At 55.9% G+C, this 16,260-nt stretch carries 16 protein-coding genes; 13 read left to right on the forward strand and 3 right to left on the reverse strand.

Annotation, left to right across the window (positions count from 1 at the left end; all coding sequences use genetic code 11):
* Positions 1-111: 111 nt before the first annotated feature.
* The 12 genes from LDN90_RS24225 to LDN90_RS19265 all read left to right on the forward strand — a co-directional run bounded on the left by LDN90_RS24225 (position 112) and on the right by LDN90_RS19265 (position 12,718).
* On the forward strand, positions 112-642 hold the full coding sequence (locus LDN90_RS24225) for a glycosyltransferase (protein WP_263426302.1): 531 nt from the start codon (positions 112-114) through the stop codon (positions 640-642).
* Positions 572-1,426: a glycosyltransferase family 2 protein gene (locus tag LDN90_RS19215; protein ID WP_223946718.1), complete on the forward strand. Its 855-nt coding sequence runs from the start codon at positions 572-574 to the stop codon at positions 1,424-1,426. The genes LDN90_RS24225 and LDN90_RS19215 overlap by 71 nt, the downstream gene beginning before the upstream one ends.
* Positions 1,423-2,304 carry a glycosyltransferase family 2 protein gene (locus LDN90_RS19220; protein ID WP_223946719.1) on the forward strand — a complete coding sequence of 294 codons (882 nt, stop codon included), beginning with the start codon at positions 1,423-1,425 and terminating at the stop codon, positions 2,302-2,304. The genes LDN90_RS19215 and LDN90_RS19220 overlap by 4 nt, the downstream gene beginning before the upstream one ends.
* A 9-nt stretch (positions 2,305-2,313) precedes the next feature.
* Positions 2,314-3,666: a hypothetical protein gene (locus LDN90_RS19225; protein WP_223946720.1), complete on the forward strand. Its 1,353-nt coding sequence runs from the start codon at positions 2,314-2,316 to the stop codon at positions 3,664-3,666.
* A gap of 8 nt (positions 3,667-3,674) precedes the next feature.
* Positions 3,675-4,295, forward strand: a complete 621-nt coding sequence (locus tag LDN90_RS19230) for an acyltransferase (protein WP_223946721.1) — start codon at positions 3,675-3,677, stop codon at positions 4,293-4,295.
* Between the two features lie 159 nt (positions 4,296-4,454).
* Complete coding sequence (gmd, locus tag LDN90_RS19235; RefSeq protein ID WP_223946722.1) at positions 4,455-5,489, forward strand: GDP-mannose 4,6-dehydratase; 1,035 nt, start codon at positions 4,455-4,457, stop codon at positions 5,487-5,489.
* Positions 5,482-6,456, forward strand: coding sequence for a GDP-L-fucose synthase (locus LDN90_RS19240; protein WP_223946723.1), 975 nt, complete (start codon positions 5,482-5,484; stop codon positions 6,454-6,456). Before gmd ends, LDN90_RS19240 begins: the two co-directional genes overlap by 8 nt.
* A gap of 112 nt (positions 6,457-6,568) precedes the next feature.
* Complete coding sequence (locus tag LDN90_RS19245; RefSeq protein ID WP_223946724.1) at positions 6,569-7,957, forward strand: sugar transferase; 1,389 nt, start codon at positions 6,569-6,571, stop codon at positions 7,955-7,957.
* Positions 7,958-8,018: 61 nt separating this feature from the next.
* Positions 8,019-9,332, forward strand: a complete 1,314-nt coding sequence (locus tag LDN90_RS19250) for a UDP-glucose/GDP-mannose dehydrogenase family protein (protein WP_223946725.1) — start codon at positions 8,019-8,021, stop codon at positions 9,330-9,332.
* 228 nt (positions 9,333-9,560) lie between these two features.
* Positions 9,561-11,201 (forward strand): DUF4012 domain-containing protein, encoded by a 1,641-nt coding sequence (locus LDN90_RS19255; RefSeq protein ID WP_223946726.1) that lies wholly within the window; start codon positions 9,561-9,563, stop codon positions 11,199-11,201.
* Between the two features lie 173 nt (positions 11,202-11,374).
* On the forward strand, positions 11,375-11,995 hold the full coding sequence (locus tag LDN90_RS19260) for an LPXTG cell wall anchor domain-containing protein (RefSeq protein WP_223946727.1): 621 nt from the start codon (positions 11,375-11,377) through the stop codon (positions 11,993-11,995).
* Positions 11,996-12,271: 276 nt separating this feature from the next.
* Positions 12,272-12,718: a VanZ family protein gene (locus tag LDN90_RS19265; RefSeq protein ID WP_223946728.1), complete on the forward strand. Its 447-nt coding sequence runs from the start codon at positions 12,272-12,274 to the stop codon at positions 12,716-12,718.
* Here the strand turns inward: LDN90_RS19265 and galU are convergent.
* Together galU and LDN90_RS19275 are read right to left on the reverse strand one after the other, a co-directional pair.
* Positions 12,715-13,608: a UTP--glucose-1-phosphate uridylyltransferase GalU gene (galU, locus tag LDN90_RS19270; RefSeq protein ID WP_223946729.1), complete on the reverse strand. Its 894-nt coding sequence runs from the start codon at positions 13,606-13,608 to the stop codon at positions 12,715-12,717. The two genes, LDN90_RS19265 and galU, sit on opposite strands and share 4 nt — an antisense overlap.
* A 185-nt stretch (positions 13,609-13,793) precedes the next feature.
* On the reverse strand, positions 13,794-14,363 hold the full coding sequence (locus LDN90_RS19275) for a hypothetical protein (protein WP_223946730.1): 570 nt from the start codon (positions 14,361-14,363) through the stop codon (positions 13,794-13,796).
* 353 nt (positions 14,364-14,716) lie between these two features.
* Between LDN90_RS19275 and LDN90_RS19280 the strand changes: the two genes are divergently transcribed.
* The gene (locus tag LDN90_RS19280; protein WP_223946731.1) at positions 14,717-15,418 is read left to right on the forward strand and encodes a DUF6270 domain-containing protein; all 702 of its coding nucleotides are present in this window, start codon (positions 14,717-14,719) and stop codon (positions 15,416-15,418) included.
* A 25-nt stretch (positions 15,419-15,443) separates the two neighbouring features.
* On the opposite strand, the gene LDN90_RS19285 is transcribed toward LDN90_RS19280, so the two are convergent.
* Complete coding sequence (locus tag LDN90_RS19285) at positions 15,444-16,259, reverse strand: alpha/beta hydrolase (protein WP_223946732.1); 816 nt, start codon at positions 16,257-16,259, stop codon at positions 15,444-15,446.
* Between the last annotated feature and the right edge of the window lies 1 nt (position 16,260).

Consider the following 16,260-nt stretch of genomic DNA (forward strand, 5'->3'; position numbering starts at 1 on the left):
GAGGCCGTCTTGGGATCCCAGCTCAACTCACGAATGTCGGTACATTACGTACCCAACACGGTTCCAGATCATCAGCCCTCGTCGGACCGAGACCAGCAGGCAAGCGTGACCATGGTCGGTCGAATCGGCTGGCAAAAAGATCCAGAACTCTTCGCCCAAGTCGCTGAGCTCGTGACAACGAAAATAGATTTCACATGGGTGGGAGACGGGGACCCTGCGATGAAGGATCGTCTTCTCAAGGCTGGAGTACGTGTCAGTGGGTGGATTTCTCCGGAACAGGTACGTCGCATGGTGGCTGCATCACATCTTTACGTTCACACCGGCGCCTGGGAAGCTGCGCCGATTTCAGCCATAGAAGCGGCCGCGCTTGGCACGCCCGTAATAGCCCGCGCCATTCCGGCTATGAGCTCACTTGGCTACTACACGGTCAACGGGTCTGCACAGGAAATAGCTGAAAGTGTCGACAGGTTCTTCACCAACGCAAACCACCGAAAATTTGTCCTAGACAAGACGGAAGCAGTCGCTCAACAACACACCGTTCACGAAGCGCGTCGCCTCCTCCGGGAAGCATATGACGAGGCAATTACCACACATCTGCATAGGCCTGGCCGCCGAGTCGAGAGGGACTCCATTGAGAATTAGTGTTATCACGATCGCCTGGAACGATCTTGAGGGCCTCAAAAAGACAATTGCCAGCGTCCGGAGTCAGACATGGGTGGAAATTGAACACATAGTAGTCGATGGTGGATCCACAGATGGCACAGCCGATTACCTTGCCGGTTTGGACGCGACAGTCCGCTGGGTGAGTGAGCCAGACGATGGCCGGTACGATGCTATGAACAAAGGCGCAAGAATGGCCACTGGCTCACTGCTGTGGTTCTTGCATTCCTCGGACACATTCCATGCCCCTGACTCGGCTGCCTTTGTGGCATCGAAATACGCTGAATCAGAATTCCAATGGGGATACGGCTTGAGCAATATCGTTCGAGACAACCAATCAATCGGAATTGGCGGCCAAATCCCCTTCGAACACGCTCGATTCCTCATCGGCGGACGAATAGTTCCACATCAGGCGACCATCTTCTCTCGGAAACTATTTTGGGAATTAGATGGATATGACACAACATTCGGGCTAACAGCGGATCAACTGTTCATGATGAAGTGCTCCATGCGGGCCCTTCCGGAAGTCTGGGCGGAGGTATTGTGTGATTTTGATGCATTGGGTGCAGGCTCGACGCGAAATGCTTGGGCCCACTACAAGGACATGATTCGAGCTAGGGAATCTGCAAAGATTTCGGTCACAAAATGGCCCAAGATCGATACAGGACTTTCCGTATTCTTTGCCTGCTTCACAATGTTCGAGCGACTTCTCAGAAGGCCGCTTCGCCAAGCAAATCCCTCTCAAGCTACGGGAGTAGTGCGGTGAGTCAAACTGACATTTTGACAGTAGTGATTCCTGCGTATAACTCGCAGTCCACGATCCGCCGGGCGATTGACAGTTGCCGTTCTATTGCCAACTGCAGAATCATTGTGGTCGACGACGGATCAACGGATGCAACTGCATTAGTGGCGAGAGAGGCCGGCGCCGAAGTGCTCAGCCAAACCAATGCTGGAGCATCGCATGCCCGCCGACACGGAATAAAATATTGCGCAACAGATTTCATTGCACTGCTAGACGCCGACGACGAACTGATTGCAGCAGGAGTTGCTAAGTCCATTCAGATGCTCCAATCAAACCCCGACTATTGCGTCGTAGGTGGGCGTGTCATCGGAATCGAACCAAACGGCCGCGAGCACCTTCTGAATCGCCATTACGAAACCGTTTCGACTGAAGACCTACTTTTGACGGGGTTCGGGCCCTGGCCACCCGCTGCCTCCGTAATACGGAAGACTGCGTTCGACCAAGCAAACCTCATGTCTATTCCACAGCTGGACACTAGATATGCTGAGGATTTTGAGTTGATAATCCGCCTATCCATGATCGGACAGATCGGAACGCACGACGAGCCCTGCACAAAGTATCGTCTTTACACTGGAAAATCGAGCCACGCACCCACGGCGGCGATCAGCGACAAAGAATCAATTAGGATTCATTACGCCAACGCAACTGGTATGCAGGTTAAGTTTATGTCGGCAACGGAGATAAAGGGAGCGGCATTTACTCGCGCGGCTCGGACTGCTTGGGCCAACAACAGGCGAATTTCAGCCTCGGCCTGGCTTTTCCGCTCCGTGGCCACCGCACCGCATCTCGTATTACGCAAATTTTGTATCCGCGTTTTTAGACTTATTTCGACCAGGTACTAGCGATTCAACATGTCGACTTTACTATTGCGGGCTAGAGAAATCGATCTCGGTGGTGTAGCACTTTTCCGCTTTATTTCCCTTTTTGCCGGGTTTGGAGCGAACGTCCTTGCGATTGCGGTATTGTCGCGTCAACACGGCGCCTCTGAGTATGCGGCGTTTGCCCTTGTGGCATCTCTGGTTAATCTATTGCCTTTTGCTGATTTGGGCTTGGGTGCAAGTATAGTCAATGCCACTTCTGATCGATCGGCTGGCAAACTCAGTCGAGGCCAATTCCGGCATCAAGTCTCGAAAGCTCGAGACTGGATGATCATTTTCATGCTGATCTTGTCTGGTTTTACGGCCCTCGCGTACTACGTGGTGTCCTTCGATCCGCTTCTAGGAAACCTCTCCGGCACACCTGGGATTGACGAGGCCACGGCCTACACGTTTGCTTGCATTGCGTGTTCAATCCCACTAGGCCTAGGAGGCCGGGTCCTTCAAGGCCTCGGCCGAATGATCGACGTCGTTCGCATGGGGTTAGTCGGTCCGGTAATTCAAGTATGCATATATGTTCCCTTAATGATTATGGACGCCCCTCCATATGCGTACTTCTGGGGTCCAGGCACAGCCTATCTGGCCACAGCAGCGACCGGTTATTGGCTAGCGAGGCGCAGACACGGCCTCCGCATGAATCTCCCGTTTTCGGCGTTGTTCTCCGGGAGTGCGCAGGGTCCATCGCTGTGGCGCACCGCGGCGCCCTTCTTAATTGTCTCGGTAGGCATGACCATCGGCTTCCAGAGCCACCGAATTCTTCTATCCCATTTTGGCAGTCCTCAAAGCGTTGCCGAATACTCGCTAGTGGCACAATTTCTTGGTCCACTTCTTGCAGTAACGGGGGTGGTGGGTCAAAATTTGTGGGCGAGATATCGCAGGGATTTGCATGACAACAGTTTGTCTCCTGCATCATACAAGAATCATTTGATGATCTTCGTGTTTATTGGATTGTTCTTCGCAATTGCACTCGTTTTCATAGCGGCGCCTGCAGCCGATCTGGTCTCGGGGGCGCAGGTCTCGCCGCCCTTGCTTCTTATCCTAGGTGCCGGCTCCTACTTAGTTGTCACAGCGATTCATCAACCGAGTGCGATGCTATTGAACGATTCCAAGGGCCTGTGGTTCCAGGCTGCCTGCGTGGTTCTTGTAGCGACCACTACGGTGGCACTCATCATCTTCAGCGTTCCTTACCTTGGGGCGGCTGCGCCCTACCTCTGCATGTCCGCATGCATGTTCGTACTGCAAGTTATCCCCAGTATTCGCATGGCCTACAGACGAATAAATCAGCAATCATCACCATCGCGAAATCAGGCGCGCTTCAGCCTGCGTTAGGAGATCTTATGAGGAACTTGATCGTTACGATACTGACTCGTTTTGTCAGTGCTTTCCTCCGACAGAAGGGGGTTTCCGGACTCCATCGTGCACGATTTATAGGCGTTCCGGTGGTGACTCTTCGTTCAGGCTCAACCATCAATATCGGCGATAATTTTGTTGCCGTTTCCTGGTCACGCATGCAGGTAATCGGGGTCAATCACCCAACAATCATTCGTACCGTGCAGGGGGGAGCGGAAGTAGATATCGGCGTGGACTGTGGGGTTAGCGGAGCAACGATTGTAGCAGCGAGATCAATCCGGATAGGGAATGGGTGTCTTATTGGCGCCAACGCCATGGTTGTCGACACCGACTTTCACCAAGTCCATTCGTCCGATCGACGCTATCTACCGCTACCCAAACCGCAGCAAAAGCATTCCATAGTCATAGGCGATAACGTATTCATAGGCGCCAACGCCATGATCCTCAAGGGCTCTAGGATAGGCGACAATTCTGTAGTGGGCGCCGGCGCGGTGGTTAGTGGCGAATTTGGGCCCGATAGCATTATTGCGGGTAACCCTGCTGCGTCCGTCGGCATCGTGAGTTCTGAGAAGGCGCTAGGGAAACAGGGTAGTCTTACGACACCCTAGCCCCGAAACGGTGCGCTGACTAGTAATGCAGGCGCATACTTGAGGCAGTGATTTCCAAGTCATACAGCCCGAGACATATGCTATTTCCTATACAAAGCTTGGCATCGACGCACAGCCGCTTGGCTCTGCGATTGACGACTTTAACAACACGGGGAAAAAATGACAAAATGCGCGTTCATAACCGGTATCACCGGGCAAGACGGATCCTACTTGGCAGAATTGCTCCTCCAAAAAGGGTACGAAGTTCACGGTCTCATCCGCCGCGCCTCGACATTTAATACTGCGAGGATTGACCACCTGTACGTCGATCCCCACGATCCCTCTGCGAAGCTATTCCTGCATTACGGAGATCTGAGTGACGGTGCCCGGCTAGTTACCCTCTTGGCGGAGATCCAGCCTGACGAGGTCTACAACTTGGCAGCCCAATCGCACGTAAGGGTATCGTTTGACGAGCCGGAACATACGGGGGACACTACAGGAATTGGTTCCGTCCGACTCCTTGAGGCGGTCCGAATGTCCGGCATAGAAACCAGATTCTACCAAGCGTCGTCTTCGGAAATGTTCGGCGCAACACCCCCGCCGCAGAACGAGGAAACTCCGTTCTATCCCCGGTCTCCTTATGGCGCTGCGAAGGTCTATAGCTACTGGGTCACCAAGAACTACCGTGAGGCCTACGGAATGTTCGCAGTGAACGGCATCCTTTTCAATCACGAATCCCCCCGTCGCGGCGAAACGTTCGTAACTCGGAAGATCACCCGGGCGATCGCAGCCATCAAAGCCGGCCGCCAAGACCACCTCTATATGGGCAACCTTGATGCCGTACGGGATTGGGGCTACGCAGCAGAGTATGTCGAAGGCATGTGGCGCATGCTGCAGGCAGATGAGCCGGAAGACTTCGTCCTTGCTACAGGTGGAAACTACACAGTAAAGGACTTTCTCCAGATCGCATTTGATCACGCAGGACTGGACTGGGAGGAACACGTCCGGTTCGACGAGCGATATCTCCGTCCTACGGAAGTTGATGCTCTCGTTGGGGACGCTTCGAAGGCACACGAAAAGTTGGGCTGGAAAGCGACAGTTCAGACCCCGGAACTCGCTCGCATTATGGTGGACGCAGACATCCAGGCACTTACACATGCCGGAAATCACTGGATCGACTCCGTTGACCTGGCGACATGGAAGACCAATGGCTGATCCCTCTAACTTTCAGGCCGGTCCGCTCGACCGCGACGCGGCATTCTATGTTGCTGGTCACAAGGGTCTAGTAGGGTCCGCCATCTGGCGCACGCTCAGTTCCGCCGGTTTTACCGGCCTGCTGGGCCGAACATCCGCCGAGCTAGACCTGAAGAATCGCGAAGCGGTTTTTGCGTTTTTCGCTGAGAATGCGCCCCGCTATGTCGTGCTGGCCGCCGCAAAGGTAGGCGGCATCTTGGCAAACAACACGTATCCAGTGGATTTCTTGAGCGACAACTTGAGAATCCAAGTCAACGTATTGGATGCTGCACGCGAACATGGTACGGAGCGATTGCTATTCTTGGGGTCGTCTTGCATCTACCCCAAGTTCGCCGAGCAGCCTATACGTGAAGATTCCCTGCTAACTGGTCATTTGGAGCCCACAAATGATGCTTACGCAATAGCGAAGATTGCAGGAATCATGCATGTCCAGGCCATCCGGCGTCAGTATGGTTTGCCATGGATATCGGCTATGCCGACCAATTTGTACGGTCCGGGCGACAACTTTTCCGCCACAGGTTCACACGTGCTTCCAGCCCTCATCCGCCGCTACGATGAAGCATCTGCATCGGGCTCACGCACGGTAACTAACTGGGGATCAGGTTCCCCTCGACGAGAATTCCTCCATGTTGACGACATGGCGGAAGCGTGCCTGCATCTCTTGGAGAATTACGACGGACCGGAACAAGTCAACGTCGGAACGGGCAAGGACGTGACGATCAAGGAACTAGCAGGCATCGTCGCAAAGGCAGTTGGTTACGCGGGCGAAATTGATTGGGACAGCTCCAAGCCAGACGGGACGCCGCGTAAGCTGCTTGACGTATCGAAGCTGACCGCGTCAGGCTGGACAGCCAAGATTGATCTTGTTTCGGGCGTTCAGTCAACCGTTGACTGGTACAGGAATAACGTCGAACGCATTAGAAATTGACAATATGCAGTTGAATGGGGGCGGCGTGACCAAATCGGAGACTAGGTCGGCTGAGCAGACCGGAGGGTTGTTGCCCGGGTGGCGTGTAAGGTATGCGCGACGCCTGAGATTTGTGGACGCAGCGGTGATCGTATGGGCTGTAATCGGGGCCTTTGGTGTTCGTTTTGGCTTCAGCGACATCAATACTCAGGAAGTGAAGGACTCTGATTACATCGTTCTTTCAGCAGTCCTGGCTATAGCTTGGTGGCTAATGCTGGAATTCTGGGGAAGCCGAGAGGCAAAAATCCTCGGATCCGGCAGCGAGGAGTACAAGCGCGTTATAGCAGCGTCAGCTTGGTTATTTGGTTTCGTAGCCATATTCTCCTATGCGCTTAAGATTGATACGGCACGAGGCTACGTCGGTTTGGCCTTCCCAGCTGGCGCTATGGCTCTTCTCGCCGCGCGATGGCTTGTCCGTCAGCACCTAAGCCTGGAAAGACAGCGCGGGCGGAGCATGTCTCGAGTGCTGATCATCGGCGGCCAATACTCTGCTCAGCACCTTGTTCGTTCGTTACTCAGCGCACCCCACGCTGGGTACCTGCCTGTTGCCGCCCACGTACCTGGCGGCGCCTACGATTCGGAACCTACAGCCCAGCTGAGCGTTCCCCTGACAGGCGTCGAGGATGATTTCGGTTCCATCCTGTCCGCCATACTGGCGACCGGAGTAGATGCTGTCGCAATTTCAGCGGGCGTGAGCATACACCCTCAAGATCTCAGACGATTGGGCTGGGAACTCGCCGCTCGTGACATCGGCATGATATTGGCCCCGGCGCTCACTGATGTGGCCGGTCCACGCATTCACACTCAACCAGTTGCAGGCCTTCCGCTGATACACGTTTCGACGCCGAAACTTACGGGTGGAAAGCGAGTCGCAAAACGAACCTTCGACATTGCAATCGCAGGGTCTCTCCTGCTTTTCCTGACGCCTTTGCTCCTTGCTATCGCAGCATTTGTAAGGCTCAGCGGGCCAGGACCCATTCTCTATCGTCAAGAACGGATCGGGCTCCGGGGTACAACATTCGACATGTATAAGTTCCGATCTATGAAGCCGAATGCTGATTCGGAACTCCTTGCGTTGCTGGAGTCTCAGGGCACAGGGGACAAACCTCTGTTCAAAGTGGAGAACGATCCTCGAATCACTCCAGTGGGTCGAATCTTGCGTAAATACTCTCTCGATGAACTGCCACAGTTGCTGAATGTCCTTGGCGGCAGCATGAGTTTGGTCGGGCCACGGCCGCAGCGAGATGGCGAAGTTGCACTTTATGACGATGCAGCATACAGACGGCTCTACGTCAGTCCAGGCATGAGTGGGCTATGGCAAGTCAGTGGACGCTCCAATCTCACATGGGAGGAGAGCATCCGACTTGATCTCTACTATGTTGAGAATTGGTCGCTGATGGGAGACGTCCTTATTCTCATCAAAACCTTCAAGGCAGTTTTCACCAGCAGCGGTGCCGTCTAATTCAACCCCAATGGTCGGCCTTGGTCGACCACAAAGTATGCAGTCATCGGAAGGCAGTTTCATGCGTATTTCAGTCATAGGTTGCGGCTACCTCGGTGCCGTCCATGCGGCCTGTATGGCGAAACTGGGTCACGAAGTCGTAGGGATCGATGTAGACGAGAGTAAGATCGCTGACTTATCGTCGGCTAAAGCTCCTTTCTATGAACCCGGTCTTGACGCCTTGCTCGCAGACGTACAGGAAACAGGGCAGCTCACATTCACTACCGATATGGCTGCGGCGGCCGGTAGCGAAGTTCATTTCATCTGCGTTGGGACCCCGCAGAAAAAGGGCGAAAACGGTGCGGACTTGACCTATGTCGACGCTGCTATTCTGGGACTGATCCCCCATTTGGCCCCTGGCGACATCGTCGTCGGCAAATCCACGGTCCCGGTTGGCACCGCGGCACGACTTGCCGGATTAGTCGCCGAGCGCCAGCCTGACGCTCACTTAGTTTGGAACCCCGAGTTCCTGAGGGAAGGTCACGCAGTCGCCGATACCCTTCACCCTGACCGGTTCGTCTACGGCGTTAGCGATGGTTCTGAGGATCACATAGCCGTCGATATCCTGGACAATGTCTATGCGGCACCGCTGTCTAACGGAACACCGCGTCTGATCACAGACCTTCCAACAGCCGAGCTTGTCAAGACGGCAGCAAATTCCTTCCTTGCAACCAAGATCTCGTTCATCAACGCCATGGCCGAACTTTGCGATGCCGCGGGGGCCGATGTGACGCGTCTTGCTGATGCAATTGGCATGGACGAAAGGATTGGTCGTAAATTCTTGCACGCTGGCATTGGCTTCGGCGGCGGCTGCCTGCCCAAGGACATCCGCGCCTTCATGGCCAGAGCAGGTGAATTAGGAGCCGACCAAGCCCTGACGTTCTTGCGGGAAGTTGATGCCATCAATATGCGTCGCCGAACGCGAGTCGTGGAGCTGACTCGAGAACTCTGTGGTGATGGCCTCCTCGGCAAGCGCATAACTGTTTTGGGTGCGGCCTTCAAACCGGAAAGCGACGATGTGCGCGACTCCCCGTCCCTTAGCATTGCAGCACAGCTGCAACTGCAAGGCGCAGTGGTCACCGTCACCGACCCAAAAGCGCTGGCCAACGCCGCGCGACGTTTTCCTGAGCTTCAGTATGTCCCAGACGTTGAATCGGCTCTCGAAAACGCCGACATTGTCTTGCTTCTCACGGAATGGCAGGAATACCAGGAACTCGATCCGCACGTGCTGAGAAATGCTGTTGCGACGCCACGCATTCTGGACGGCCGTAATGTCCTTGACCCAGCAAAGTGGCGCGCAGCCGGTTGGCAATACCGCGGACTCGGACGGCCGTAAGCGATGAGCAGCGATCACGTCAGCACACATGCCCGACGCTCGGGTACCGGCAGCAAAACTCGTCGATCAACCCAGAAACGCCGGCGCCGGCTCTTGGTCGCAGGCATCTGGTCAATAGTGGTGACAATCATCGTTTTGGGCTGTGTTGCCTGGCTGGGAGCGAGAGCCGTAACCATCCAGTCCGAGTTGAAAGCGGCGACAGCTTTACTGCCCAACCTAAAAACGGATATGGCAGCCAATGACGCAGGCGCAGCTGCCGGAACGGTTGAAGCCCTCGTGCTGCACACCGGCGCTGCTCGGGATGCTGCAAACGATCCCCTGTGGAAGGCCGCGTCAGTTCTCCCGTTCGTGGGACCAAACATGCAGGCCGCCAGTGAAGTTGCTACTTCTGCGGACGACGTGGCTCGCCTAGGAGCAGTTCCACTCGTGAGAGCATTCGAATCGCTCAACTGGAAAGCGCTGACCCCCGGTCCCGGGGGCATGGACCTCACGCCCCTTCAGTCCGCGGCACCACAGGTAGAGTCAGCCGCCTACACAGTCAGGGAATCGGCGCAACGCCTTAATGGCATAGATGTTGACGGTCTCCTCCCTCAGGTTTCAGCGCCGCTCATTGAAGCAAGAGAGAAACTGTCTTCACTACAAGGAGATTTGGAATCAGCCGCAGATGCAGCAAGTCTCGCGCCCGACATGTTGGGCGCCGAAGCCCCTCGCCGCTACCTGCTCCTTATGCAGAACAATGCGGAGGCCCGGGCTTCAGGCGGAATTCCGGGCGCACTGGCCGTCCTAAAAATTGACAAAGGAAATCTGAAGCTGGAGGCACAAACGAGTGCGACAGCCCTGGGAGCTTTCATACCGCCAGTGGCCATCGACTCCGAGCAGCAGGCGATTTACTCTGCCCGCGTTGGCAAGTTCATGCAAGACGTCAACCTCACGCCGGACTTCCCGACCACCGCAACCACGGCCCAGGCAATGTGGGAGAAGCGCACGGGCGAGCACTTAGATGGGGTCCTCTCCCTTGATCCAATTGCGCTCAGCTTCATATTGGAAGCGACTGGGCCAGTACAAATGACGGACCCTTTAGTGAAGGAAATCGGGAGTAGCCTTCCCGCCCAACTGACAGCGGAGAACGTGGTGCGGACGTTGTTGTCCGACTCCTATGCGAAGATCGACAAGCCCGATCTCCAGGACGTCTACTTCGCAAGCGCGGCGCAAGAGATCTTCTCTGCCCTTTCGTCGGGAAAAACCGATCCGAAGAAACTTATGGACTCCGTCTCGCGTGGTGTACAGGAACGCCGCATCCTTCTGTGGTCGGCATCGACTGACGAACAAGCCACCATCGGCAAGTACACCCTCGGCGGATTGATAGCCGGCGCCGCCACTTCCCCAGCCCAATTTGGTGTCTACTTCAATGACGGCACCGGGGCGAAAATGGACTACTGGATGAAGCGCACGGTTCAAGTGGTCAAAGACTGTACGCGGGATGGATATCGCGAAATGACCGTACGGGTCACGAACACCAACACAGCGCCGAGCGATGCAGCAAGAACTCTCCCGCGATATGTGACTGGTGACGGGGCATATGGCGTTCCTGCCGGATCAGTGCAAACCAACCTAGTTGCATACGGCCCGGCACAGTCGAATATTGACACGGTTGTCAAAGATGGAGCAAAAATCCCGTTTGCAGCGCAGCGCCACGGCCAGAGGGCCGTCGGAACAGCTACCATCCAGCTAGCCCCAGGCCAAAGCAGTAGCGTCGAATTCACTTTTGGACACATCGTCCAGCATGCTGCACCCCAAATCGTTGTCACACCCACAACACAGCTCGTCAAGGATGTCATCAAGGCGCCGTCAGTCCCGGCTTGTGAATAAGCCGAGACTGGAAGGTTAATCCTTTGTAACGGGATTGGATTTTCTTTGCTCGACTAGCCGACGAATGGTAAGTTTTATCTGGGCAACACATGAGATTTCGCCTTAGGGTCGCTCAGGGCCTCGGAAATCTCCAACACACACGTGGTACCACATCGGGTCTCAGGGGGACACAAATGAAGAAATCTCTTGCAGCGCTTACGCTCGCAGGTTCCATCGCACTTGTCGGCGCAGTTCCAGCCGTCGCAACCAACTACCCAGCACCGAACTCCAGCGTTGCAGTTTCCGACGCATCGGTTGCACCGGGAGAAGCATTTACTTTTAGTGGCACAGGTTTTACTCCGGGTGAAGGTATTACTATCACCGTCACCCCGACCGGCACACCGGCAGCTAGCGGCGGCAGCGTTTCTGCCGGTAGCCTTTCCGTCTCGGGCCGCATTCCGCTGGCACCTTCAACTTTGGCTACCGTAGCTGACGCAAACGGTGCTTTTGCAACGCCGATCGTCATTGACACTCCGGGTGCATACGCCTTGACCGCTACCGGCAACACGTCGGGCCACACGGTTGGTCCTGTCACCGTAGTGGTCGGAGGCACCGCCCTTTCCAACACTGGCGGCAACTCCGGCACCGGAACGGGCACGGGCCTGGCGAACACTGGCGGTGTTCCGCTGGCAAACACTGGCGCTGACTCCACTCTGATCCTTTGGTCCCTCGTGGGCGCAGGCGCGCTTGCCGCTGGTACCGCATCCGTGGTGGTCGCCCGCCGCCGCGCCAAGAACACCGAGGCTGCTGCCTAAAGGCACCACGCTTCAAGCCAAGGGTGGCTTGTCGACGAAGATGTTTCGTCGATAAGCCACCCTTTTCTGTTTCGCGTTCCTAGTCCAAGAGCTTCTGTGGTATTCATATGATTATGGGGCGACATTGGAGTAGGCGACGGAGGCATTTCGAGCTACGTTTGCCCTCATATCGCTTACCGACGCTCCCCCAGGAATTTCCCCAATACGTTCTCCTGGCACTGCTGGCAGTTGCCGCCGCCAGCGTCAGCGCTTGGGCACTCATCCGAACTTCCTGAGATGCAATTGAAAAACACACTCCCCTGGAGGATAGCTTTAGTCGCATATTTGGGGAGCTTGGGTGTTATTGGTTTTTGGCCTACTCCGGTGGACCAACCTATCCAAGGAACACTTGCGACGGTGCTGAATTTCCTGCACCGGCACGGTGTACCACATTGGTTCGACTACCATGTGGTGGAATCCTCGGCAAACGTAGCCATGTTCATTCCCCTCGGAATCTTTGCAGCTATGGCCTTCCCAACAAGAGCTTGGTGGGTCCTCACTGGGCTTGGAATCCTGGTTTCCACATGTATGGAGCTTGGTCAATTACTGTTTATTACAGCCCGCTTTTCAAGCGTGGTTGATGTTGTCATGAACACCCTGGGGACTGTCATTGGCGTCGCAGCGATGCAGCTGCTTGCCCGGAGGAGGCGTACAAAGTTCGCCAGTCCCCAAGGCACTTCCTAACCAATGAAGCCCTTCATCCAAGTCTTCAGATCCTCGCCGAATTCGGGGCGCTCGGACGCCAATGTGATCACGGCTTTCAGGTAGCTGAGCTTATCTCCAGTGTCGTAGCGTCGACCGCGGAAGACCACTCCGTAGACACCTGTGCCGTCGCCCTCCCCTACCGCGAGTGTCTGGAGCGCGTCCGTGAGTTGGATTTCTCCGCCACGGCCAGGTTCGGTGTTTTCCAGAACCTCAAATACAGCCGGGTGGAGGACATAGCGGCCAATAATGGCCAAGTTCGACGGCGCATCTTCCGCCTTGGGTTTCTCCACCAAGTTATTCACTCGGACGTACACTTCCCCATCAACAGCGGAGACGTTGGCACAGCCGTAGGCGCTGATCTGCGCCGGCTCCACCTCAATCAGAGCGATCACCGAGCCGCCGGTCTTCTTCTGAACTTCCATCATTGTGGTTAGGAGTTCGTCGCGCTCATCGATGAGGTCGTCTCCCAAAAGAACCGCAAAAGGTTCATCGCCCACGTGCTGGCGACCGCAAAGTACAGCGTGTCCCAGCCCCTTCGGTTCACCCTGGCGAACGTAATGGATCGGCCCTAGCCCTGAGGCATGCTGGACGGCATCCAGGCGTGCTTGATCGCCCTTCAGCTCCAATGACCGTTCCAGCGCCGGTGTCCGGTCAAAGTGATCTTCCAGGGCCCGCTTGCTTTGGCCCGTGATCATGAGGATGTCGCTCAGGCCCGCATTGGCGGCTTCCTCCACTACGTATTGGATGGCCGGGGCATCAACAACGGGCAACATCTCCTTTGGCATTGCCTTGGTGGCGGGCAAAAAACGCGTACCCAGTCCAGCAGCCGGAATTACAGCCTTGCGCACAATATTCCCCCATGTAGTCATGAGCAAACCCTATAAACCCTTGCGGGAATTACGAAATTTGATATACGTATATTAGTTAAGGGCTTACGGCGCGTCCACCCTTTTTGGTTCGGAAGCCGCTTCAACTTTGGTCAAGTCAGGGCAGGTGCTTTCCGGTTTCCCGGCAAGCACCTGCCCTCCTGAAAAGACGTATTACTTGCTGAAGCCTAGGCCTTTGCCTTGGCGCGACGAATCAGCGCTGCCGATGCTGCGCTGGCAGCGAGGGCGCCTCCGCCAACAAGCGACCACAGGACCAGGCTGGAATCGGCAGCGGTGTTGGCCTGGCCGGTTGCGCCAACCGCGGTAACGCTGGAAGCACCAGTGAATCCCGAATTGCCCTTGCCGCCGCCCTGGCCGGCATTAACAGTGACGGCTGCCCAGCGGGTGTTGCCGGACGTGGCGCCAACGGCGCTGATTGTGTACCTACCGCTATCGGGGAAGGTAATAGAGGTGGCGAAAGCGCCGGTGCCGTCAGCGATGACACTGAAGCTGGACGGAGCGGGCCGCTCGCCTTCCGAGTCCTTCTTGCCGCCGGTCCTTTCGAACGTAACATTGATGGTTTCGCCGCCGATGTAGCCAGTGCCTGCGAAAGTGATGGATTCGCCGGCAGCTATGGTGCCGTCGGAAACGGTCCCCTGCTCGTTGCCCGGCGCCGGGTAGGTCGATGCCACGGCCGGAGCCGTCCCGGCCAGTGCGATTATGCCTGCAAGTGCAAGCGCTGCAATAGACTTCTTCAATTGTCCCCCCTGAGACTAATTACGAAATTCGTGTGATGTTGCGGATGCAGATCCCCCATGGAATAGCGTTCCCAAATCCCAAATGTCTATCCAGGGACGACGATATCATTCACGGCTCGCTCACAGCAGGGCTACTTCACAGTAGTTACGCAGGGTTAACCTGCCGTCTATCTGGCCGATTTGCAGGCACGGAGTCACTGATTGACCGATTATCGACTATTTTTGACACTAGACTTGCCATAAATGACAACGCCGTGAGGTAGCCCGTCAGTAAGGTTGTGCACTCTTTGACGAGGCAATCCGCGCCTGAGCGGCTCCAGCGCCACCCTCGACGGCTCCTGTAGGCTACCTAGGTGCCTTCTGTTTTCATATATGGGAGCTGCGTTTCCCGAGATCCCTTCGAAAAGCCAAACGAATTCGAACTGAAGGGCTACTTCGCCAGGTCGTCACTGGGCAGCGCATTCCGCCAGCCGCCCACCGCAGATACCCCGCTACCGAACATGGATGCGTTGGCGAGCCGGTTCCAGCAACGGATGGTTCAGTCTGACATTCACAAGAATCTTGCGGAGTCCCTGACCACTACTGAGTACGACTGGCTCGTTGTGGATTTCATCGACGAACGTATGAATACGATCGAGCTCGGCGGGACAACAATTACCCAATCAGACGAGCTCAAGACCATAGAGTTCGCAGTTGATCCCGCCACTGTGCATGAGCCGTGGAGTGAAACCGGATGGTCCAACCGCGTCGAAGGCCTGCATACTCTTGTGAGACTCGTGGACCCATCCAAGATCATCGTCAACCGCGTTTACTGGGCGACTATTGACACTTCCGGGCAACCTTTCGGACGTTCCCGGTGGTTCGATCGTAATAACCGCCTGCTCTATGACCTGTACAAAGAGATCGAGAAATCGCCGGGTATCCGGTTTATCGACTACCCGGGCGGAGCCCCCTTGGCCGCAGACAAGCATGGGTGGGGCCGACAACCCTTCCACTACAGCGAAGTTTCAAACGATCATTTCCTCTCGGAGCTTTCACGTTTGACCAAGGTCTAAACGAGGGATGGCTCTAACAAGCCCTCTACCCCGCTACACCAGACAGAAAAGTTTCCGCATCCTCAGCAACCCTTTCCGGGCACTCCCACAACACCAAGTGACCCGTCTTCTCGTAGATCTTCAGCTGAGCTCCAGGAATACGGCTGGCAAGGGTTGCTTGATGGTGCCGCGGGATCAGGTGGTCATGAGCGCCCCACAGGATAAGCGTCGGGGCCGAGATGGTTCCGGCTTCCGTTGGCGGGACAGCATCGTAGTAGCCACGCAAGGACGCCTTCCAAACGGCTGCCGGCATGGCCAAACCGTCCTGCACCCTGTCCTCGATGTAGGCAGCGGGAACGGTGTGCAGCAGCCGGTACCAGGACAGGGATTCCCGAACCCAGTCTTCTGAAATCGGATCAGTGAGCGCCTCCACCTCGCTCGCAAATGGTGGTTTCCCCTGCAGACTCAATGGAGATCCCACCAGAATCAGCGATGCCACGAGCTCCGGATGCATCACGGCCAGTTGTTGGGCGACGTATCCGCCGCTGGATGAACCCAATACGTGAGCCCGCGCTATACCCAAGGCATCAAACACTGCGACTACATCTTTCACAACCGCTGTCAGTGAGTACCCGTCTTCAGGCTTGTCGGCCCCACCATGGCCTCGCAGGTCTGGCGCCACCAGAGTAAAGGACGGTAGCGAGGCAATCAGCCGCTCAAAACTCCGCCAGGATTCACCCCACGCATGCAACAAGACCAAGGGCGCGCCGCCGTCGTCGTTCGCTTCACCAAGGTGACCCTGCACAAAACAGGGCACGCTGATCCCGGTACGCAAAGCGACGGTCCTAACCTCGGACTCCATG

The organism is Arthrobacter sp. NtRootA1, assembly GCF_019976975.1.
GTDB lineage: Bacteria > Actinomycetota > Actinomycetes > Actinomycetales > Micrococcaceae > Arthrobacter > Arthrobacter aromaticivorans.